The sequence below is a fragment of the Phyllobacterium sp. genome (genome assembly GCF_037994405.1).
Lineage (GTDB): Bacteria > Pseudomonadota > Alphaproteobacteria > Rhizobiales > Rhizobiaceae > Phyllobacterium.
On record NZ_JBBNAN010000297.1, the window covers coordinates 1 to 20029 of the forward strand.

23 protein-coding genes and 1 tRNA gene are annotated in these 20029 nt (G+C 56.5%); 16 read left to right on the forward strand and 8 right to left on the reverse strand.

Going from position 1 to position 20029, the window contains the following annotated elements:
* The 3 genes from AAAC48_RS16560 to AAAC48_RS16570 form a co-directional block, all read right to left on the reverse strand.
* Positions 1-442: MFS transporter (locus AAAC48_RS16560; protein ID WP_340655232.1), on the reverse strand; the 442-nt coding region annotated here is incomplete at its 3' end.
* 185 nt (positions 443-627) lie between these two features.
* Positions 628-1473, reverse strand: coding sequence for an SDR family oxidoreductase (locus tag AAAC48_RS16565; protein WP_340655234.1), 846 nt, complete (start codon positions 1471-1473; stop codon positions 628-630).
* Between the two features lie 79 nt (positions 1474-1552).
* Complete coding sequence (locus tag AAAC48_RS16570) at positions 1553-1981, reverse strand: hypothetical protein (protein ID WP_340655235.1); 429 nt, start codon at positions 1979-1981, stop codon at positions 1553-1555.
* A 283-nt stretch (positions 1982-2264) separates the two neighbouring features.
* Between AAAC48_RS16570 and AAAC48_RS16575 the strand changes: the two genes are divergently transcribed.
* Complete coding sequence (locus AAAC48_RS16575) at positions 2265-2531, forward strand: DUF6074 family protein (RefSeq protein ID WP_340655254.1); 267 nt, start codon at positions 2265-2267, stop codon at positions 2529-2531.
* 84 nt (positions 2532-2615) lie between these two features.
* Here AAAC48_RS16575 and AAAC48_RS16580 read toward each other — a convergent pair whose 3' ends face one another.
* Positions 2616-2927, reverse strand: a complete 312-nt coding sequence (locus AAAC48_RS16580) for a PepSY domain-containing protein (protein ID WP_340655236.1) — start codon at positions 2925-2927, stop codon at positions 2616-2618.
* Between the two features lie 505 nt (positions 2928-3432).
* Here AAAC48_RS16580 and AAAC48_RS16585 point away from each other — a divergent pair.
* From AAAC48_RS16585 to AAAC48_RS16595, 3 genes are all read left to right on the forward strand, one after another.
* Complete coding sequence (locus tag AAAC48_RS16585; RefSeq protein ID WP_340655237.1) at positions 3433-4272, forward strand: AraC family transcriptional regulator; 840 nt, start codon at positions 3433-3435, stop codon at positions 4270-4272.
* 78 nt (positions 4273-4350) lie between these two features.
* The gene (locus tag AAAC48_RS16590) at positions 4351-4494 is read left to right on the forward strand and encodes a hypothetical protein (protein WP_340655238.1); all 144 of its coding nucleotides are present in this window, start codon (positions 4351-4353) and stop codon (positions 4492-4494) included.
* The gene (locus AAAC48_RS16595; RefSeq protein ID WP_340655239.1) at positions 4491-5348 is read left to right on the forward strand and encodes an alpha/beta hydrolase; all 858 of its coding nucleotides are present in this window, start codon (positions 4491-4493) and stop codon (positions 5346-5348) included. The genes AAAC48_RS16590 and AAAC48_RS16595 overlap by 4 nt, the downstream gene beginning before the upstream one ends.
* Positions 5349-5819: 471 nt before the next feature.
* On the opposite strand, the gene AAAC48_RS16600 is transcribed toward AAAC48_RS16595, so the two are convergent.
* Positions 5820-5909: transfer RNA gene (locus tag AAAC48_RS16600), tRNA-Ser, on the reverse strand.
* Between the two features lie 351 nt (positions 5910-6260).
* On the opposite strand from AAAC48_RS16600, the gene rplU reads away from it, so the two are divergent.
* The 11 genes from rplU (at position 6261) to AAAC48_RS16655 (ending at position 16712) form a co-directional block, all read left to right on the forward strand.
* Positions 6261-6746, forward strand: coding sequence for a 50S ribosomal protein L21 (rplU, locus tag AAAC48_RS16605; protein WP_340655240.1), 486 nt, complete (start codon positions 6261-6263; stop codon positions 6744-6746).
* A gap of 24 nt (positions 6747-6770) precedes the next feature.
* Positions 6771-7043 carry a 50S ribosomal protein L27 gene (rpmA, locus tag AAAC48_RS16610; protein ID WP_340655241.1) on the forward strand — a complete coding sequence of 91 codons (273 nt, stop codon included), beginning with the start codon at positions 6771-6773 and terminating at the stop codon, positions 7041-7043.
* Between the two features lie 119 nt (positions 7044-7162).
* Positions 7163-7783: a GNAT family protein gene (locus AAAC48_RS16615; RefSeq protein WP_340655242.1), complete on the forward strand. Its 621-nt coding sequence runs from the start codon at positions 7163-7165 to the stop codon at positions 7781-7783.
* A 93-nt stretch (positions 7784-7876) separates the two neighbouring features.
* Positions 7877-8911 (forward strand): GTPase ObgE, encoded by a 1035-nt coding sequence (gene obgE, locus AAAC48_RS16620; protein WP_340655243.1) that lies wholly within the window; start codon positions 7877-7879, stop codon positions 8909-8911.
* 27 nt (positions 8912-8938) lie between these two features.
* Positions 8939-10135, forward strand: coding sequence for a glutamate 5-kinase (gene proB / locus AAAC48_RS16625; protein WP_340655244.1), 1197 nt, complete (start codon positions 8939-8941; stop codon positions 10133-10135).
* 3 nt (positions 10136-10138) lie between these two features.
* On the forward strand, positions 10139-11422 hold the full coding sequence (locus AAAC48_RS16630) for a glutamate-5-semialdehyde dehydrogenase (RefSeq protein WP_340655245.1): 1284 nt from the start codon (positions 10139-10141) through the stop codon (positions 11420-11422).
* A 56-nt stretch (positions 11423-11478) separates the two neighbouring features.
* Positions 11479-12075, forward strand: coding sequence for a nicotinate-nucleotide adenylyltransferase (locus AAAC48_RS16635; protein WP_340655246.1), 597 nt, complete (start codon positions 11479-11481; stop codon positions 12073-12075).
* A gap of 205 nt (positions 12076-12280) precedes the next feature.
* A complete protein-coding gene (gene rsfS, locus AAAC48_RS16640; protein ID WP_340655255.1) occupies positions 12281-12643 on the forward strand; it encodes a ribosome silencing factor in 363 nt (120 codons plus the stop codon).
* Positions 12644-12816: 173 nt separating this feature from the next.
* Positions 12817-13299, forward strand: coding sequence for a 23S rRNA (pseudouridine(1915)-N(3))-methyltransferase RlmH (rlmH, locus tag AAAC48_RS16645; RefSeq protein WP_340655247.1), 483 nt, complete (start codon positions 12817-12819; stop codon positions 13297-13299).
* A 164-nt stretch (positions 13300-13463) separates the two neighbouring features.
* Positions 13464-14765 (forward strand): efflux RND transporter periplasmic adaptor subunit, encoded by a 1302-nt coding sequence (locus AAAC48_RS16650; RefSeq protein ID WP_340655248.1) that lies wholly within the window; start codon positions 13464-13466, stop codon positions 14763-14765.
* A gap of 3 nt (positions 14766-14768) precedes the next feature.
* Positions 14769-16712 carry a MacB family efflux pump subunit gene (locus tag AAAC48_RS16655; protein WP_340655249.1) on the forward strand — a complete coding sequence of 648 codons (1944 nt, stop codon included), beginning with the start codon at positions 14769-14771 and terminating at the stop codon, positions 16710-16712.
* 7 nt (positions 16713-16719) lie between these two features.
* Here AAAC48_RS16655 and AAAC48_RS16660 read toward each other — a convergent pair whose 3' ends face one another.
* The gene (locus tag AAAC48_RS16660) at positions 16720-17085 is read right to left on the reverse strand and encodes a DUF3011 domain-containing protein (RefSeq protein ID WP_340655250.1); all 366 of its coding nucleotides are present in this window, start codon (positions 17083-17085) and stop codon (positions 16720-16722) included.
* Positions 17086-17196: 111 nt separating this feature from the next.
* The gene (locus AAAC48_RS16665) at positions 17197-18078 is read right to left on the reverse strand and encodes a LysR family transcriptional regulator (protein ID WP_340655251.1); all 882 of its coding nucleotides are present in this window, start codon (positions 18076-18078) and stop codon (positions 17197-17199) included.
* Between the two features lie 132 nt (positions 18079-18210).
* Between AAAC48_RS16665 and AAAC48_RS16670 the strand changes: the two genes are divergently transcribed.
* Positions 18211-19707, forward strand: coding sequence for a CoA-acylating methylmalonate-semialdehyde dehydrogenase (locus AAAC48_RS16670; RefSeq protein WP_340655252.1), 1497 nt, complete (start codon positions 18211-18213; stop codon positions 19705-19707).
* A 70-nt stretch (positions 19708-19777) separates the two neighbouring features.
* Here AAAC48_RS16670 and AAAC48_RS16675 read toward each other — a convergent pair.
* Positions 19778-20029: FCD domain-containing protein (locus tag AAAC48_RS16675; protein ID WP_340655253.1), on the reverse strand; the 252-nt coding region annotated here is incomplete at its 5' end.

The following is a 20029-nucleotide window of genomic DNA, read 5'->3' on the forward strand; positions in this document are numbered from 1 at the left end:
GGTACGTGGCGCTCGCGCCATATTCGCCGCCGACGCTGATGCCCTGCAGGAGCCTTGCGAACACGAGCGCTGCCGGAGCGAGCAGGCCAATCGAGTTATAGCCCGGTGTGACCGCGATCAGCAGAGATCCTAGGCACATCAACGTGACAGAGAGGGTCAGGCCGGCCTTGCGACCCTTGCGATCAGCGTAGATCCCCATGAACCAGGCGCCGATAGGCCGCATGAGAAAGCCGACTGCGAAAACGGCTGCGGCACTCAAGAGTTCGGCTGTCTGGTTGCCGGAAGGGAAAAAGACAGGGGCAAAATAGAGCGTGAAAGCGGCATAGACATACCAATCATACCATTCCACGAGGTTGCCGGCAGAACCGCCAATGATGGACTTCAATCTGGTTCGCGTGTCAGGCACCGCAGCGACTGCCACTGGGTTTGTTATATCGGTCATGAAAAACTCCAGTCTAAAGCTGGTGGCGGGCCATCCGTATTCGTGGGCGTGCAGCAGCGTGATGGGTCAGGTTTTGAACGGGGCCTTCCCGAAGGTGGACAGGGACTAGTAGGTCAGCTTGGACGCAATTTCAATTCGCCTTGCGCTTTGGCTCGCCGAAGCGGGCGCAGGCCCGTTGCGATCTCTCAGTCATTTTGCTTGAGGAACTCAGCAAATTCGCTTTGATATTCCTGATGCCAGCGCGACAAAGGCGGGCGGTTCTTGATGATATCGTTTGCAGACCAGAGGATACGTCGTTCATCGAGGCTGCGGGCCACATCATTGTCCGGGCAAAGAATGTAGAAATCGCCCGCTGACACTCGTTCCAACATGAAATCGACAGTTTCTTCCGGCGTCCAGGCACCGGCAGGTTTTTCGGTGCGACCTCCGGCAGTCAATGGCGTATAGACGAAGCCGGGAATGAAGAGATGCGCCGTTACGTGACAGTTTTTTGTGTTGCGTAACTCGTGCTGCAGCGCCTCGGTAAAGGTCTTTACCCCTGATTTCGAAACATTATAGGCAGGATCGCCTGGTGGCGTGGTGATGCCTTGTTTCGAGCCGGTATTGATGATGAGCGCTGGTTTTTGCCGAAGAATCATCTTCGGGCCGAAGACCTGGCTGCCACGGATAATGCCGAACAGATTAACGTCGATAATCATTTCCCAGTTATCAGCGCTGAAGATGCCGCTGCCAGGCTGAATGCCGGCATTGTTCATCAGAACGTCGACGCCGCCGAATTTTTCCTCGACCGTTTGTTGCAGGTGCTGCAGATCTTCGACCTTGCTGACATCCGTCGCGACAGCGATGACGTTTTCCGGATGGACCCGTTCAGCGACAAGGGCTCGCGCCTTATCGAGTTTTTCACCGCCCAGATCGGCAATGACCACCTTCAGATTCATCGCGGCGAAACGCTTGGCTGCGGCAAGGCCAATACCGGATGCACCACCTGTGACGACTGCTACATTGGAAGGGGAAAAGGCTGGATGTGCCATGGGGCTTAACCTCATGCTTGTTTAGCGCTGGAAAGGGGCAGGCTAGCAGAATACTGGCGCAGAAGTAAAACAGGGCAGATCAGCCGAAATTCGGAACACGCACATAGTGGGCAAGTGGTATCACCTGTTCCTTCGCATCACGATTTTTGGTTTTTCTGGAAGTCAGCGCTTCTTTCTGGCGACGCGCTTCGAGAATTTCGTTCTCCGAGCTTTCCCCCATGCAAAGCGCCTGCAACAGGACCATGCGTGCAGCGTCGGCAATGCCAGATCGGTTCTCGTTGAGAGCAATATCGAGGATCACACGGCGGAAATCGGTTTGTTCAATCGGTTTTCCAGTTACGTAACGTTCTCTACGGGCATTCTCAGTGTCGATGAGTGCGTAAAGCTTCTCGCGCAAATCAGCGCCAACGTTCTCATACTGGGCGGCAAGATCGGGTGCCGCAGCGGCGAGTTTTTGCTTCTGCCGTTCGCGGTGCCGCCTCTGCCTCTCTGCATTGCTGAGTGCCATATCTGCTTGTCTGCGCCGTAACGAATGCGAATCACTTTACCCCACTGTGATAGGCATGCGTACCGTAACCGGCAACATTGTGGTCACGTTACACACAATCTGTTCGCCAGCTCGCACTGTGCAACCGTTACGTAACTTGAGCCGCATTGCAACGCTCGCGTGGTCCAAACATGAGCCGAAACAAATTGTTAGGACAATTTCCCGTATCGTCGAGCGAATCAAAGGCCAGGTGAATCATTGCCGGACTGGGAAGAAAACAAGCATGTTCGAAGTTAAATCCCCAATGCCATGCCAAATCATCGCATTTCCCCTCACAAAGAGGGTCGCAAAAGTGCGCGATGTGGCGGCGAAAATCATGGAAAAGGCCACCGAAAGGCAAGCGGAAGCCTATCGGAACCAGGTCGCTGACACTCTGTTCAGGCACCTCGCCAAATTCGGCGTTCCGGAAGACGATCAGGATGAGCAGGTTGGAGCGTTCTTCACGGCAGTCGAACTGGAACTTTCACGCCTGTTTGACCTCCACGATGCCAATGGCGAAACAACGGCTTAATAGCAAGCCAGTGCCCGGGCAAAGTCTTCTTCAACATAAAAGCCCGCCACCAAAGGTGACGGGCTCTCATTCATGAATTCGTAATTATTGGACGCCAATCACGTCGCCCGTCCGGCGATCGATATCGACACGGATATCATCGCCGCGGCGATCCGTACCCTCGACTACGAACCTGGATCTTGTCCGTCTGACGTCATCGACGTCACGGAGGCCTTCGCTCCTGGCGATTCGCACTGCCTCACGTTCACTGATCTCACGCCGGTAGGCGCGTTCCTGATAAGGTTCCCGCAACCGGACACCGTCTGGTCCGATAATGATGGATTGTGCAAATGCCTGCGGTGCGGAAGTGATGGCGACGAGAGCAGTCGCTCCGACAATCAGCAGTTTTTTCAACATGACTATATTCCCTGTTCTAGTTTTGAATGTTCCGCCCATTCGGTTTATCAACGTTCAATATGCGGGGGTGGTTCCTTTGTCGTTCTGACGAAACCGCCCCATCGCCATGAAACCAGAAGCTCTCCTCGCATTGTCATGAAGCTTCGTGGTTTGCATTTGCTGCGCGAAGAGCAGCAAATGGCGCATGACACAGGGACAGCGTCCACCCTATAAACCCGCCAGAAATATGACGCAAAGGTCTAATCCATCAGACCCATAAGGCAAATCGGGCGCAATTGTTTAGCGGAGCGGCGGTACTAGGGTCCACGTTTAGAGTTGGCCATTAAAGGATTGAATACACGACACGCGTGTAGATTCGTCAGCACCTTCATGCACCTTGACTGCCTGAAGTTCGCCGTGTGGTCCAACCTTGATTATATCTGTTTGTGGCACTAATTCCTGACAGACTGATGTCAGGAGCCTTCTTGTATGGTCCGGTTATTCCAGGTGTAATCGGAACCACAAAATGTCCGAGTTTGAAGTCAGCCAGCTATTGGGTACGAATTCCATCATGCTGCACGACGTTCGATGCAGCGGTACTTGCCGTCATCGCAGTGCGGAAGAGTCTGCTTCCGTGACGCATCTCGTGTTCCCCTATCGCGGTATTTATGTTCGGCACGTTGGCAGCGACCAATCCGTGGCAGATGCCAACCACGTTCTCTTCTTTAACGCTGGCGAGGGCTATCACGTCAGTCACCCCGTAGAAGGCGGCGACGCGAGCCTGTCGCTTAGCCTGGCAGAGCCCGTCTTGCGTGAACTGGCGCCAAGTCACCTTTTGAATGATCACGGTAAACTCGGTTTCCGGTGTCAGGATCTGCGCATCGACTCTCGTGCCCAAGTCCTGGTCGCCCTGCTTGGGCATAGTCTGGATAACGGCTCCATTGAACCGTTGGCGGCGGAGAGCCTTCTGTTGACTTTGGTGTGCCGCAGCCTCGGACCGCGCACATCACACCAATCTCGAGCATCTTTTGCGCGCAGCCGGTTGGCGGACCGTGTCAAAGTCCTCTTGGCCAGTGATTTGTCCCGGCGATGGACGCTGGCAGAAATCGCCGCTGAGATCGGCGGATCACCCGTATATCTGACCCAAGTATTTCAACAGGTCGAAGGCATGCCCTTATACCGCTATCATCTGCGGCTGCGGCTTGCGCGTGCTTTGGACCTCATCAGGCGATACGACGATTTATCGGCTCTGGCCCTGGATTTGGGCTTCTCCAGCCATAGCCATTTTACGGCGGCTTTTCGCCAGGCATATGGTCGATCACCCACTGCGTTCACACAATCGACTGGCGCTCCTAGAAACGGCTAAAGATCTCGATAGCGACCAGAAACGCAAGATGATCTCCTGATCATGCCCGAATAGCCGGGCTAGCAAGGAGATACGACCATGACTGAGAAAACTTGTGCAGTATGCGATGACAAACTCGATGCGAATGCCATCGAGGTCAAAATTGGAGCACACGTCGTTGAAGTCTGCTGCGAAGAGTGCGCGCAGAAGCTGCGCGAATCCAGCCGGAACAAGAAATCATGAGCAGCGATCAGTTCCAGGCTGCCAAGAAATACGTCGATACGCCGTCTGGACGCATCTACTATGCCGAAGCGGGCGAAGGGCCGGTCGCGCTCTTCGTGCATGGCATCCTCGTCAACAGCTACATCTGGCGTCATCAGCTCTCGGGGCTGTCGGACATCAGGCGGTGTATTGCAATCGATACGCTGGCACACGGCGAAACCGAGGTTTCCAACCATCAGGACGTATCAAGTACGGCGCAGGCGACAATGCTTGCACAATTTCTTGATGCGCTTGACATCGGAAAGGTGGACCTTGTCGGAAACGATGGCGGCGGTGCGGTTAGCCAGATTTTTGCGGTCAACAATCCCGAACGGTTATGCAGCCTGACGCTTACCAACTGCGATACGCACGATAACTGGCCACCGGAGGCGTTTCAGGGGTTTGTCGACATGTGTTCAGCTGGCGGCTTGCGCGGCACGTTGACGGCCATGGTCAATGACAAGGACATCTTTCGATCACCCGGCGCGCTCGGGCCTTGTTATGAAGATGCTGCCACCGTCGCCGATGATACGATTGACACCTATCTGCGGCCGTTCCTCTCAGGACCGAACCGTGTGCGAGGCCTCGAGCGGTTCGTCGAAGCCTTCGATTGCGCACAAACCGTCATTATCGAGCCAAGGCTCAAGACGATTGCAGCACCGACGCTGATCGTCTGGGCAACCGGTGACGTGTATTTCGACAAAAAATGGGCCCATTGGCTCGCCGAGCGCATACCCGGCACACACCGCGTTATCGAGCTTGAGAATGCGCGCCTGTTCTTTCCCGAGGAGCGGCCGACAACATTCAATGAGGCGCTGCGGGCCCATTGGTCATAGGCGAACAGTATCCGGTTGGCTCAGACGCTGTCATCGGCCAGCCGGAAACGCGCAAAACGAATAGGGCAGTTCGCGGGAACGACCTCGACCGAAAGTACTGGAGGACCAGGATATGGCCTGTGCTGATTTCGATATTGTCTATGGAGTAAGACGGCACCTCTCGAACCTGACGAGCTTTTGGCGAAATGTGCGCACGAGACGCCACGTCAATGAACTTCCAGAACATATCCTCAAAGATATCGGGTGGGCGGATGCCTATGCTGAACAATCGACCGGTGAATCCAGAAACGGCGATGCGGGCCGTGCTTGCGTCAAGACCCTGCGGCATCGAATTGAAAGTAGAATGGCTGCATTTTGAAACTTGAGGGATGTTCTCGCCACCAAGCAACGACGTTCGATAGGATGTTGCGTCCCGAAGGTTCGATAGGCGGGATTCCAAGCAATCGATATGTCACAAAAATCTGTAATAGATGGCGGAGAGGGAGGGATTTGAACCCCCGATGGAGTTGCCCCCATGCCGCATTTCGAGTGCGGTGCTTTCAACCACTCAGCCACCTCTCCGCGTGAGGGATCAATCAAAAAGATCCCGGATATATGGCCAGGACAATTCAGCCCTGCCGGTGCCGCGATGCCCCGAAGGGCTTGGCTTGAGCGTGCGACGCGCTAGATAGCGGGCAAAGCCTCCAGATACAAGAGCAATTTTGCTTTAAATTTCTTGACTCGGTGACGAAGCTGATCCTATAAGCGCCCGACGACTGGCGTGGGGGATTCTCCGCGCCGTTTGTTTTTGAATTCGGGTGCCTTCATTCTTACGGGTCAAAGCGCCTTTCGATCAATCTGTCACGACTGACAAAAAGACGGTTATTGCCGCAAAAACGGCAAAAAACCGAACCGAACTCCGAAAGGGAAAAAATGTTCGCAGTCATCAAGACCGGTGGTAAGCAGTATCGTGTTGCCGCCAACGACCTTCTGAAGGTCGAGAAAGTTGCCGGCGATGCCGGTGATATCGTTGAATTTGCCGAAGTTCTGATGGTTGGCGTCGGAGCCGACGCAACGATCGGTGCTCCTGTTGTTGGCGGCGCGCTGGTAACGGCCGAAGTCGTCGAACAGGGCCGTGCACGCAAGGTCATCGCCTTCAAGAAGCGCCGCCGCCAGAATTCCAAGCGTACGCGTGGTCATCGTCAGGAACTGACGACGATCCGTATCTCGGAAATTCTGACAGACGGTGCGAAGCCTTCCAAGAAGGCAGCTGAAAAGCCGGCCAAGAAGGAAGCTGCTCCGAAGGCAGAAGCTGCCGCTGCGGATGTCACCGCAACCGAGACGAAAGCCGCCCCAAAGGCTAAGGCAGCGCCGAAGAAGGCTGCTGCCAAGGCCGAGAAGCCCGCTAAGGGCGAGTAAGAACAAGTTTAAAGGAGCAATCCGATGGCACATAAAAAAGCTGGTGGTTCGTCACGCAACGGTCGTGATTCCGAATCGAAGCGCCTTGGCGTGAAGAAGTTTGGTGGCGAGCGCGTTCTTGCCGGCAACATCCTCGTCCGTCAACGCGGCACTAAATGGCATCCCAGCGTCAACGTTGGCGTTGGCAAGGATCATACTTTGTTTGCACTTGAAGCAGGCATCGTTTCCTTCCGTACCAAAGCCAACGGCCGTAGCTACGTGTCGATCGTCAACCCGATCGCCGAAGCAGCAGAATAGCCGGTCCTGCTTGAAGCACCGGCGTCCCATCGGACCCGGTGTCTGGCAACCAAGCCAAAAGATCAAAGGGGAGATGGGATTACCACCCATCTCCCTTTTCGCATCTGGAGGAACGACAAATGGTTGCTGAAATACTGGAAGACGATGAAGAACGGCTGGATTTGATAGACTGTCCGGTTCTCGTTACGGAACGCCTTGTTTTACGCGCGCCACGTAACGAGGATGTGGATGCAATTGCCCGTCTCGCCGATAACCTTCATGTGGCCGAAATGCTTTCCCGCATGCCGCACCCCTATACGAAGGAACATGCGGTGGATTTCGTGCGCCGCGCCAATGCGGGCGAGATCGGCAAATGCGTCTATGCCATTACCCTTGCGCAATCGGGCACGTTCGTTGGTTGCTGCGGTATCAACTACCTGCGCAAGAAAGATGAATATGGCACCTCCCGCAAGGACGAGCTGGAGATTGGTTATTGGCTGGGCGAGCCGCATTGGGGCAAGGGCTATGCCACCGAAGCAGCGCATGCTCTGGTCGATCTGGTGTTCCGGGCAACGCAGGTGGAAAAGTTGCACGCCTCCTGCCGCGTATCGAATGTCGCCTCGCGCCGGGTGATCTACAAGAGCGGATTCCAGTATGCCAATACCGGCATGATGGATTCTCTGGTGGCGGGCAATGTGCCCGTGGAGCGCTATATGCTCGACCGGCGCACCTGGATCGGCCTTCGTAGCTGGACATCATGATTGTCAATTGGCCGCCCCGAGATTGAGGCGGCCAGTTTTCTTCTCCGGGATTTTCCTGTAATGCCTCGGAACATCAAAAAGGACTGAACTTTCATGAAATTTCTCGACCAGGCGAAAGTCTATATCCGCTCCGGCGATGGTGGTGCCGGCTCGGTGTCATTCCGCCGCGAAAAATTTCTGGAATTCGGCGGTCCCGACGGCGGTGATGGCGGTCGCGGCGGCGATGTCTGGGCGGAGGCGGTCGACGGTCTCAACACGCTCATCGACTATCGCTACCAGCAGCATTTCCGGGCCAAGACAGGCATGCATGGCATGGGCCGCAACATGACCGGCGGCAAGGGTGCCGACGTTGTGCTCAAGGTGCCTGTCGGCACGCAGATTTTCGAAGAAGACAATGAGACGCTGATTTGCGATTTCACCGTCGTTGGTCAACGCTATCGTCTCGCCAAGGGTGGCAATGGCGGCTTTGGCAATCTGCATTTCAAGACCTCGACGAATCAGGCGCCGCGCCGCGCCAATCCGGGTCTTGAAGGAGAGGAACGCAATCTCTGGCTCCGGCTGAAGCTGATTGCCGATGCCGGGCTGCTCGGCAAACCCAATGCGGGAAAGTCCACCTTCCTCGCGAGCGTAACAGCAGCCAAGCCGAAAATCGCCGACTATCCGTTCACGACGCTCCATCCCAATCTCGGCGTTGCACGCATTGACGCGCGCGAGTTTGTAATTGCCGATATTCCCGGTCTGATCGAAGGAGCGCATGAGGGCGTCGGTATCGGCGACCGCTTCCTTGGTCATGTCGAGCGCACACGCGTGCTCTTGCATCTGGTCTCGGCCCAGGAAGACAATGTCGCAGAAGCCTACAAGACCGTGCGTGCTGAACTCGAAGCCTATGGCCATGGGCTTGCGGACAAGCTGGAGATCGTGGCGCTAAGCCAGATTGATACGCTAGACGCTGCATCACGCAAGAAAAAGGTAGCCGCGCTGAAAAAGGCGGCAGGCCGCGAGCCGATGCTCCTGTCTGCTGTCACCCGGGAAGGCGTCGAGCAGGTGCTGCGAGCGCTGTCGGCGATCATCCTGGAATCGCGAGAATCCGAAGCGCCTGTCGAGGTCGATACGCGTTTTAAATACTAAGTGGCGTCAAAACTATCGAGTGATGCAATGAACGTAAAATCCGCGCAGCTCCGCGACAATGAAGATGAGGCAGGGTCAAGGCTATTGCCAAAACTCCACAGCTATCGCCGGATCGTCGTGAAGATTGGATCGGCATTGCTTGTCGATCGCACCAGCGGCCTGAAGCGCGAGTGGCTGGAAAGCCTCGGCGCTGATGTCGCGGCACTTGCGGCTACCGGCGTCGAGATGATGATCGTATCGTCCGGTGCGATCGCGCTGGGGCGCACTGTGCTGGGACTACCCAGGGGCGCCTTGCGTTTGGAGGAAAGCCAGGCAGCGGCTGCCGCGGGCCAGATCGAACTTGCGAAGGCCTATGCAGAGGTTCTCAGCCATCACAAATTGCGTGCCGGACAGATCCTTTTGACCCTTTCGGACACCGAAGAGCGTCGGCGTTACCTCAATGCGCGTGCGACGGTGGGCACCTTGCTCAGGCTGAAGGCTGTGCCGGTGATCAACGAGAACGACACGGTCGCCACAACCGAAATCCGCTACGGCGACAATGACCGGCTTGCGGCACGCGTCGCGACCATGATGGGCGCTGATCTGTTGATCCTGCTGTCGGACATTGATGGGCTATATACTGCTCCGCCACATCAGAATCCCGATGCGCAGTTTCTTCCTGTTGTGGAGTCCATCACGCCAGACATCGAAGCCATGGCGGGCGCGGCAGCGTCGGAATATTCGCGTGGCGGCATGAAAACCAAACTCGATGCAGGCAAGATTGCCAATGCCGCCGGCACGGCGATGATCATTGCGTCAGGCACCCGGCTTAATCCGCTGACAGCGATCGACAAGGGTGAGCGCGCTACCTTGTTCAAGGCAAGTTCGACGCCGGTCAATGCCTGGAAAACATGGATTTCCGGGAATCTCGAGCCATCCGGGCGGCTGGTGATCGATGAGGGCGCGTTGGTCGCTCTGAAATCCGGCAAGTCGCTGCTTGCGGCAGGCGTGCGGGAAGTGGCGGGTCAATTCATGCGTGGTGACACCGTCGCGGTTGTTGGTCCTGATGGACGGGAAGCGGCGCGCGGGCTTATTGCCTATGACGCCGCCGATGCCGTAAAGATCGCCGGGCGCAAGACCAATGAGATTGCGACAATTCTCGGTTATGATGCCCGTTCCGCGATGATCCATCGTGATGATCTGGTGGTGCGTGCGGCAAGGCGCGTCGCCACCGCCAAGGAGTGAAAGATGTTGAGACGTGTGGATGCAGAACAGTCCGTCGCTGAGTTGATGGCCGAAATTGGCCGCAAAGCACGGGCGGCTGCACAGCCGCTGTCCGTTGCTTTGCCGACCCAGAAAACTGCTGCCCTCCGTGCGATGGCCGACGCAATCGATCGCCGCTTACCCGAAATCCTTGCGGCCAACAAACTGGACATGGCCAATGGCCAGAATGCAGGGATGGCGGCTTCGCTGCTTGACCGGTTGAAGCTCGATGACAAGCGTATCGCCGGCATTTCCGAAAGTATCCGCACGATTGCCGATCTCGAGGACCCGGTCGGGGACGTCATTGCCGAATGGGATCGTCCCAACGGTTTGCATATCGAGCGCGTGCGCACGCCACTTGGGGTTATTGGAGTAATCTACGAGAGCCGGCCAAATGTGACGGCAGACGCCGGTGCACTCTGCCTCAAATCCGGCAATGCGGTGATTCTGCGCGGCGGCTCGGATTCAGCACATTCATCGAAAGCCATTCACGAAGCCCTGTTGGAAGGGCTTGAAACGACTGGTCTGCCAAAGGATGCAATCCAGCTTGTCCCGACTACCGATCGCGCGGCGGTCGGTGAAATGCTCAAAGGTCTTGGTGGCAATCTCGATGTGATCATCCCGCGCGGCGGCAAGAGCCTCGTCGCTCGCGTGCAATCCGAAGCCCGTGTGCCGGTTTTTGCCCACCTTGAAGGGCTCTGCCACCTTTACATCGACGCCTCCGCCAATCTCGCCATGGCACGCAAGATCGCTGTGAATGCGAAAATGCGCCGCACGGGGGTTTGCGGCTCCGCGGAGACGCTTCTGGTCGACCGTCTTATCGCTCCATCGCATCTGGTGCCCTTGCTTGATGATCTTCGTAGCGCGGGCTGCGAAATTCGCGGCGACAGTGCAGTGATGCAGCTCTTTCCTGACGCCACGCCGGCTACGGAAGAAGACTGGTCGACGGAATATCTCGATGCGATCATTTCGGTGAAGCTTGTCGAAGGTATTGAAGGCGCGATCCAGCACATCAATCGCTATTCCTCTCACCATACGGAAGCGGTAATTGCAGAAGACGTTCACGTGGTGGAACGGTTCTTCAACGAAATCGACTCCGCAATTCTCCTGCATAATGCGTCAACGCAGTTTGCTGATGGCGGCGAATTCGGCATGGGCGCCGAAATCGGTATTGCTACCGGCAAGATGCATGCGAGGGGACCAGTCGGCGTTGAGCAGTTAACCTCGTTCAAATACCGCGTACGCGGCAATGGCCAGACTCGCCCGTGACATCAAAGCAGCGGTTGCGAGCAAGCTTTGCGGGCGTTGGCGGAGCGCATTTACGCATGCCTTTCGTTGAGAAAGGGATGGCAGTTGGGCTGTTCGGCGGTTCCTTCAACCCACCGCATGCGGGCCATGCGCTCGTTGCCGAAATTGCGCTGCGGCGTCTGAAGCTTGATCAATTATGGTGGATTGTCACGCCCGGCAATCCGCTCAAGGACACGCGCGACCTGGCACCGCTGGCGGAGCGGCTGCAACGCTGCGAGGACCTCATCCATGATCCACGGATAAAGATTACGGCTTTCGAGGCAGCCCATCATATTCGCTACACGGCAGATACACTGGCAAAGATCAAGGCGCGCAACCCAGGTGTGCATTTCGTCTGGATCATGGGGGCGGACAATCTCGCGGATTTCCATCGCTGGCAGCGTTGGCAGAGGATCGCGCTGACTTTTCCAATCGCCGTAATCGACCGGCCGGGATCGACGTTGGCGTTTCTATCGTCGCGCATGGCAAAGACCTTCGATTATGCGCGCATCGACGAGACCGACGCGCCAATCCTTCCCCACTCGAAGGCACCGGCCTGGACTTTCATTCACGGACCGCGGTCTTTACTCTCATCCACTGACATTCGTAATGGAGCAGCGCAGCCAAAAGGCTGATCTTGGCCGTGTGCCAGCTTATACAGAGAATGACCCTGCGAAATGGGTTACGCCGATATGACGTCTTGAAACTGTCATGCGACTCTGCCTATCTTAGTAATGTGCAGTATGCTTGCAGACTGCAGCGCGTTGTTCTTAAGGGAAAGGAAATACACTGAGAACAGCATTTCAGAAGAAGGATGCCTTGGCACCTTCAGCGGCAGAGATGAACGGAATCAATTCCGTATCTCTTGCCCTCCAGTCAGTCCTTGCCAGTCTCGAAGACTCCAAGGCTGAAAACATTGTCCCCATCGACCTTCGAGGCAAATCCGTCATCGGTGATCACATGGTCATCGCGTCGGGACGTTCGCATCGTCACGTAACGGCGGTCGCGGACCAGCTTTTGCGCGCTCTGAAAGAGAGCGGGCATGGCAATGGCGCGAAGGTCGAAGGTCTAACCAGCGGTGATTGGGTGCTGATCGACACAGGCGATATCATCATCCATATTTTCCGTCCGGAAGTGCGCGAGTTCTACAACATCGAAAAGATGTGGCAGGCTCCCGAGCTTGACGGAGAGACCGTTCACTAAAGCGTGTGCGCTGTTTTCGGCGCACAAAGGACGCTTTAGCGTGCGTATAACGAACGGATCTGGACGTTCGGCCATAGGCTAAGGAACGTTCTGAACGGTTAACAGGTTTCGACCGGTCGCTGGCCGGCTTTGGAAGTGTCGGGCATTTAAAACCCCGGATACTGGAGAGTGTCATGCGCATTACCGTTTTTGCCGTGGGCCGGATGAAATCTGGCCCCGAACGGGAATTGGCAGACCGCTATTTCGATCGCCTGAAAAAAACCGGGGCCCCGCTTGGGCTGGAATTCTCCTCCACCATCGAAATCACTGAAAGCCGCGCGCAGCAGCCGGAGCTACGCAAACAGGAAGAATCCTCGAAAGTTCTGGAGGCGCTGGATCAAAGCGGGATCCTGATCCTGCTTGATGAGCGTGGCAAGACAATGCCGTCGGAAGCTTTCGCAAAGACCATCGCGCGGTTTCGCGACGACGGAAAGCGCCAACTTCTCCTCGCCATTGGCGGCCCGGACGGACATGATGCTATATTGCGCGATCGAGCCGATCTCGTCCTTGCACTTGGCGCTATGACATGGCCGCATCAGATTGTCCGTATCCTCGTCGCGGAACAACTCTACCGCGCAACAACAATCCTCTCGGGGCATCCCTACCACCGGGTGTAAACCTATTCAGCCCCTGTTCATGCCCATCATTGATCATGCGGCTCGATGATCATTACGGAAATATAATGATCTCAATGCTTTTCGGGCGAACCCCTCATCTCCATTTCTTGGTAATATGCATCAGGATGAGTGCTCATCGTCTGCAACGAGATGGAATGGGATAGATGAACAAAATAGCTAGCGCAGCCAAGCAAGACAAGGCGTCGCCCGATACGTCCAATGTCACGTTCATTCCAGGAGCCGTTCCGCCAGGACGCAAGAAACGGCGTTCACGGCTTTGGTTGTGGCTGCCAGTTGTTCTGGCCGTTGCCGGCACCGGCTACTATGCGTGGAGCCAATATAAAGCCTCGACGTCAACCGCTGCTGTGATCACGCAGGCCGTGGTGCGCGGTGACATCGAAAATGCAGTGACTGCCGTCGGTACACTTGATTCGATTAAATCCGTTGATGCCGGCGCGCAGGTTTCCGGACAGCTAAAGGTGCTGCATGTCGATATTGGCGATAAGGTCACGCAGAATGAGCTTATTGGCGAAATTGATCCCGCGACCATTCAGAACAAGATTGAAATCGACCAGGCGGAACTTGCCAACCTGCAGGCACAGCTCGTGTCCAAAAAGGCGCAGCTGGTTCTGAAACAGGCCAATATCGACCGACAACGCAATCTTGTGGCGACGCGGAGTGTCTCACAGTCTGTGCTCGATCAGGCCATTGCCGATCTCGCTGCTGCCGAAGCGGATGTCAACGCGCTGGAAGCGCAAATCCGCAAGCAAAAGGCGACGCTTGCGGGTGATGAAGTCGATCTTGGCTATACAAAAATCTATGCGCCAATGGCTGGTACGATCGCCGCTGTACCGGTCAAAGAAGGTCAGACGCTGAACGCCAGCCAGACTGCCCCGACGATTGCTACGATCGCCGACTTGTCGACGATGACGGTCAAGGCGCAGGTTTCAGAAGCGGATGTCAGTAAACTCAAGATCGGAATGGATGCCTACTTTACCCTGTTGGGCCAACCAGGGAAGCGTTACACAGGCAAATTGCGGCAGATCCAGCCGACACCGGATATCGAAAACAACGTCGTTCTCTATTACGCGCTATTTGATGTTCCCAATCCTGACGGCGATCTGATGATATCGATGAGCGCCCAGGTGTTCTTCGTAGAGTCGGCAGCCAAGGATGTGCTGATCGTGCCAAGTTCCGCCATTAACACGGTGAGCGGCTCGCGCCGCGCGGGGCCCAATGGCGAACCGCGCAAGGCAGAAGTTACGGTGCTCAATTCTTCGGGTGCAACTGAGACGCGCGCGGTCGAGGTAGGTATTCGAAACCGCGTCAATGCCGAGATCAGGAGCGGACTGAAGGAAGGTGAATTGGTGGTCGTCGGGACGGGAAGCGATTCCAGCGCGACCTCTGCTAACCGTGGTACCAACAACCGCTCGCAGCGCACCATGCGCATGCCGCCGATGTTCTAAGCCATGACAGCTCTCATCTCGCTCAAGGATATCAGCAAGACTTATTACAATGGCGATCTCGCCGTTGAGGTTTTGCATGGCATTTCACTCGATATCGAAGCGGGTGAGTTCGTTGCCATCATCGGCCAATCCGGCTCCGGCAAGTCGACGCTGATGAATATTCTCGGCTGCCTCGACAAGCCCACAAGCGGTGACTACTTGCTCGACGGCGAACATGTCGCCGGGTTCGAATCGGATGAACTAGCGGGATTGCGCCGCCGTACGTTCGGCTTCGTCTTTCAAAGTTATAATCTGATACCGACCGCCAGTGCGCAGGAAAATGTCGAGGTTCCGGCGGTCTATGCAGGCGCGACGGCGCGCGACAGGCATGATAGGGCCGAGGCTTTGCTCAATTCGCTCAAACTTGGTGACAGGCTGGATCATCGTCCCAATCAGCTTTCGGGCGGGCAGCAGCAGCGTGTGTCCATCGCGCGGGCGCTGATGAATGGTGGCCGCGTCATCCTCGCCGATGAGCCGACAGGTGCCCTGGACAGCCAGAGCGGCGAAGAAGTCATGGCGCTCTTGCGCAGCATGAATGAAAGCGGCCACACGATCATCGTTATTACCCACTCGCGCGAGGTAGCCGAACAGGCAGACCGACTGATCGAACTTCGCGACGGGCGGATCATCTCCGACCGTACCAAGAAGCGGCGGAGCAACCCTGAAGCTGCTTCAGGGCTCAAACAGAAGGCGATTGAAGGCGTTGCGGCGATTGCCGATGTGACCGAAGCAATCAAGATGGCGCTACGCGCGCTACGCGCCAATCTGTTTCGTACCATCCTGACGCTGCTTGGCATCGTGATTGGCGTTGGTTCAGTCGTGGCGATGCTCGCTATCGGGACCGGGGCGCAGAATTCCGTACTCGATCGCATCTCGTCAATGGGCTCCGATCTCCTGGTGATCCGGCCAAACATGGCCAATTTCCGTGGCGGGACTGGCGGCAGTATCGTCACACTGATACCGGCTGACGCCGACGCCATTCTGGAGCAGCCGAATGTTGCCTTCGCTGTGCCGGAGATGACGAGCACCGTTACGTTACGTTACGGCAACATCGACTATCAGACGACGGCCAATGGCACGGTGCCGCAATTCACCCAGGCCAAATCCTGGAAAATCGGGCAGGGCGAATTCATCAATCAAGGTGATATGGATGCCTACGCGCCGGTGGCTGTGCTTGGGCAAACTGTTGTAAAAACGCTTTTCCCGGACGGGACAAGTCCGCTCGGCAAGTATGTGCTCGTCAACAAGATCCCATTCCAGATTATTGGCGTCATGAGCGAAATGGGGGCGGGGCCTGGGGGCAACGATCAGGACGATACAATCCTCGTTCCACTGACCACCGGGAGCATGCGGCTCTTCGGTCAACGCAATGTGCGATCGATCACTGTCCAGGTAAAGGATGGTGCTGCCATCGATACTACGCAGGACACGCTTCAAGCGCTGCTCGACCGGCGCCATAAAAAGCAGGATACCCAAATCACCAACATGGCGTCGATCCGCGAGGCCGTCACCGAGACGTCGAACACGCTGAAGCTGTTTTTGGCTGCCGTGGCAGCGATCTCGCTGCTTGTTGGCGGCATCGGCGTGATGAACATCATGCTGGTCAGCGTCAGCGAAAGGACCCGGGAGATCGGTGTACGCATGGCGACAGGCGCGCGGCAGCGCGATATTCTGCTGCAGTTCATCATCGAGGCGCTGGTGGTTTCTGCGATAGGTGGTGCGATAGGTGTGGTAGCCGGTCTTGGGACGGGCGTGCTTGCCAAGGTTCTTGGCGCGCCGATCAGTTTTACGATGGGCCCAGTGGTATTGGCCTTCGCGTGTTCGTTCCTGACGGGGCTGGTCTTTGGCTATCTGCCGGCCCGAAACGCTTCAAGGCTTCAGCCGGCAGTTGCTCTGAGTTCAGAGTGAAGCTGGTTCAGTAGTCGTCCATCTGGTCGTCGCTATAGGGATCGTAGTAGCGATCATCGCCACGGCGACGCGGATAGCGGTCATCCGGATATCGATCCCGCTCGCGCCAGCGCGGGCGCGCGGAATCGGCGAAGACAGCTGCGCATCCCTTGTCGACCCAGATGGTACCCCGCTCAAAACCCCAGGTATCGCCGGCAATGCATGGAGAACCCGACAGCTGACGCACGATGCGCGGACGGCGCATATCAACATTACACTCCCTGTATTTGAACTTGCGGGATTCACATTTGATAGCGTTCTGTGCCTGCGCGGGCACAGTTATGAACTGCGCGCCGCCAAATGCGATCGCAAATGCCAAGATATACCGGTACATTTTCCTCTCCGACTTGATTCGCCATTATCGTGCATCATTTGAAGTCAAAAGGGTCAAGTTTGTTCCGTGCTGGTTAATCACATTTTCGCTTTGAATTGACACAAGCGGTGTTCAGGAAAATCGGCCGGTCTCACTGTTTACCAGATCGGAAATGAAGCTGGATACGGCCGTGATGCGCCGGAGCGTGCGTACTGATTCATGATACGCCAGCCAATAGGAGCGGCGAATCGTGCGGTCGGGCAACACGGGGACCAAGTCGTCATGCTCACGGGCAATGAACATGTGGAGAATACCGATGCCTGCGCCTGCGCGCACCGCTTCAACTTGACCAAGGGCGCTGGAGATTTCGAACGCAGGGCGCCAGTCGCGACTGATCTCTGGCGCGTAGTTCAGCGATTGGCTGATAACGAGATCATCGACGTAACCGACGAGCCGATGCGTCGACAACTCCTCTACGGACTGTGGCGCAGGATGCTCGGCCAGGTAGGACCGGCTGGCATACAGGCACAGGCTGTAGTCGACCAGTTTGCGGGCGACGAGGCGACCTTGGTCTGGCCGGTCAACCGTGATCGCAATATCGGCTTCGCGGCGCGAAAGCGAGAAAGACCGCGGTACAGGAACAAGCTGGATCTTGAGGTCAGGGTAGCGAGCTGTAAGTAGAGCCAAGCGCGGCGCGAGAAAGGTCACGCCGAAGCCATCCGGTGCGCCAATACGGACCGACCCTGAAATCGCAACGTCTGCGTCACCGAGCGACGAGCGAATGGAGAGCATTTCAGCCTCCATGCGTTCTGCCGACAGCAGAAACTCCTCGCCTGCATGTGTGAGCTCACAGCCGTTGGTGCGGCGAGTCAGGAGTTTTGTGTTGAGGTCATTTTCGAATGCCGTAAGCCGCCGTGCCACAGTTGCGTGGTTGACGCCAAGGCGCTTCGCCGCTCCGAGGATTTGTCCCGATCGGGCGACGGCCAGAAAAATACGCACATCATCCCAGTTCATAAGCGGTCCTCCGTGTGTATTGGTACTTTAATTTTTGCACAACGGATACGCTTTTGCTTGGCTTGCAATAAATATTTTGAAGCGCGATGATAGGACAACAGAAATCCATCAATTGCAGGGAGGTTGCTCGCAATGCGTGAAGTTGGACATTTTATCGGTGGCAAGCATGTCGCCGGAACGAGCGGTCGCACGACCGAGATTTTCCAGCCAATGGACGGTACCGTTCAGGGCACAGTTGCGTTGGCTACGCCCGCCGAAGTGCGCGCTGCCGTCGAAAACGCCAAGGCCGCACAGCCAAAATGGGCTGCGACCAATCCGCAGCGCCGCATTCGCGTTATGCGCAAGTTCCTCGAACTGGTCGAAGCGGAATATGACTCGCTGGCAGAGCTGCTTTCGCGTGAGCACGGCAAGACCATTCCCGACGCCAAGGGCGATATCCAGCGCGGCCTGGAAGTGGTCGAGGTATGCCTCGGCGCCGCACATATGCTGAAGGGCGAGTTTTCCGACAATGCCGGTACCGGTATTGACGTTTATTCCATGCGCCAGCCACTGGGCGTCGTTGCAGGCATTACCCCCTTCAACTTCCCGGCGATGATTCCGCTGTGGAAGGCTGCCCCGGCGATTGTTTCGGGCAATGCCTTCATTCTGAAGCCCTCGGAACGTGATCCAGGCGTGCCGATGCGGCTTGCTGAACTCTTTATTGAAGCTGGTCTTCCTGCCGGAATTTTCAATGTAGTCAACGGTGACAAGGAAGCTGTCGACGCTATCCTGGACGATCCGGACATCAAGGCTGTCGGCTTTGTCGGTTCAACGCCGATCGCCCAGTATATCTACACTCGCGCTTCGGCCAACGGCAAACGTGCCCAGTGCTTTGGCGGTGCCAAGAACCACATGATTATCATGCCGGACGCCGACATGGACCAGACCGTCGATGCGCTGATCGGTGCAGGTTATGGCTCGGCTGGTGAACGCTGCATGGCGATTTCCGTTGCCGTCCCCGTCGGCAAGGACACCGCCGACCGCCTGGTCGAGCGGCTGATCCCCCGCGTCGAAAGCCTCAAGGTCGGTCCGTCGACTGACATGTCGGCTGATTATGGTCCGGTTGTCACCAAGCAGGCGCTGGAGCGCATCAAGGCTTATGTCGATCTTGGTGTAAAGGAAGGTGCGAAGCTTGTCGTCGACGGCCGTGGCTTCAAGATGCAGGGCTACGAGAACGGCTATTACCTGGGTGGCTGCCTGTTCGACCATGTAACGCCTGACATGCGCATCTACAAGGAAGAGATCTTCGGACCCGTTCTCGGCATCGTACGAGCTGATACCTATGAAGATGCAATCCGCCTGCCGAACGAACACGAATATGGCAATGGTGTTGCCATCTTCACCCGTGACGGCGATGCGGCCCGTGATTTCGCCTCGCGTGTGCAGGTCGGCATGGTTGGTGTGAACGTACCGATCCCGGTTCCGATTGCTTACTACACATTTGGTGGCTGGAAGGGTTCCGGCTTCGGCGATTTAAACCAGCATGGTCCAGATGCGTTCCGGTTCTACACCAAGACAAAGACCGTTACGTCACGCTGGCCATCCGGGGTGAAGGACGGTGCGGAATTCGTCATTCCGACGATGAAGTAATAATTGCAGAACGTTTGAAAAGGAGGCCGCGGCAATCAACCCGCGGCCTTTTTTTGCTTGATGGACTGGATCAAGGCGCAAGTGTGCGTAAATGATTGATCAGTTCGGAAGCCTCGTCAGCCGCAAGTTCGGGTTTCCGTGCGATAATGGCGTCGATCAAAGCCCGATGCGCGCCTGCTGATTGCTGCAGGCTGTCAGGCCGTTGCAGGCGGAACCAGAAGCGCCGGCTATGTGTTTGCAGCGGCGAAGCGAGCCGAGCGGCATAGGGGTTCTCAGCTGCCTGTCCGAGTACGGTATCAAAAATCTTGTCAGCTGCAAGAAA

Bases quoted from the DNA above. Each gene is read 5' to 3' on its own strand.
- AAAC48_RS16565 (WP_340655234.1), bottom strand. From the start codon at position 1,473: ATGGCACATCCAGCCTTTTCCCCTTCCAATGTAGCAGTCGTCACAGGT.
- AAAC48_RS16570 (WP_340655235.1), bottom strand. From the start codon at position 1,981: ATGGCACTCAGCAATGCAGAGAGGCAGAGGCGGCACCGCGAACGGCAG.
- AAAC48_RS16575 (WP_340655254.1), top strand. From the start codon at position 2,265: ATGCCATGCCAAATCATCGCATTTCCCCTCACAAAGAGGGTCGCAAAA.
- AAAC48_RS16580 (WP_340655236.1), bottom strand. From the start codon at position 2,927: ATGTTGAAAAAACTGCTGATTGTCGGAGCGACTGCTCTCGTCGCCATC.
- AAAC48_RS16585 (WP_340655237.1), top strand. From the start codon at position 3,433: ATGTCCGAGTTTGAAGTCAGCCAGCTATTGGGTACGAATTCCATCATG.
- AAAC48_RS16590 (WP_340655238.1), top strand. From the start codon at position 4,351: ATGACTGAGAAAACTTGTGCAGTATGCGATGACAAACTCGATGCGAAT.
- AAAC48_RS16595 (WP_340655239.1), top strand. From the start codon at position 4,491: ATGAGCAGCGATCAGTTCCAGGCTGCCAAGAAATACGTCGATACGCCG.
- rplU (WP_340655240.1), top strand. From the start codon at position 6,261: ATGTTCGCAGTCATCAAGACCGGTGGTAAGCAGTATCGTGTTGCCGCC.
- rpmA (WP_340655241.1), top strand. From the start codon at position 6,771: ATGGCACATAAAAAAGCTGGTGGTTCGTCACGCAACGGTCGTGATTCC.
- AAAC48_RS16615 (WP_340655242.1), top strand. From the start codon at position 7,163: ATGGTTGCTGAAATACTGGAAGACGATGAAGAACGGCTGGATTTGATA.
- obgE (WP_340655243.1), top strand. From the start codon at position 7,877: ATGAAATTTCTCGACCAGGCGAAAGTCTATATCCGCTCCGGCGATGGT.
- proB (WP_340655244.1), top strand. From the start codon at position 8,939: ATGAACGTAAAATCCGCGCAGCTCCGCGACAATGAAGATGAGGCAGGG.
- AAAC48_RS16630 (WP_340655245.1), top strand. From the start codon at position 10,139: ATGTTGAGACGTGTGGATGCAGAACAGTCCGTCGCTGAGTTGATGGCC.
- AAAC48_RS16635 (WP_340655246.1), top strand. From the start codon at position 11,479: ATGCCTTTCGTTGAGAAAGGGATGGCAGTTGGGCTGTTCGGCGGTTCC.
- rsfS (WP_340655255.1), top strand. From the start codon at position 12,281: ATGAACGGAATCAATTCCGTATCTCTTGCCCTCCAGTCAGTCCTTGCC.
- rlmH (WP_340655247.1), top strand. From the start codon at position 12,817: ATGCGCATTACCGTTTTTGCCGTGGGCCGGATGAAATCTGGCCCCGAA.
- AAAC48_RS16650 (WP_340655248.1), top strand. From the start codon at position 13,464: ATGAACAAAATAGCTAGCGCAGCCAAGCAAGACAAGGCGTCGCCCGAT.
- AAAC48_RS16655 (WP_340655249.1), top strand. From the start codon at position 14,769: ATGACAGCTCTCATCTCGCTCAAGGATATCAGCAAGACTTATTACAAT.
- AAAC48_RS16660 (WP_340655250.1), bottom strand. From the start codon at position 17,085: ATGTACCGGTATATCTTGGCATTTGCGATCGCATTTGGCGGCGCGCAG.
- AAAC48_RS16665 (WP_340655251.1), bottom strand. From the start codon at position 18,078: ATGAACTGGGATGATGTGCGTATTTTTCTGGCCGTCGCCCGATCGGGA.
- AAAC48_RS16670 (WP_340655252.1), top strand. From the start codon at position 18,211: ATGCGTGAAGTTGGACATTTTATCGGTGGCAAGCATGTCGCCGGAACG.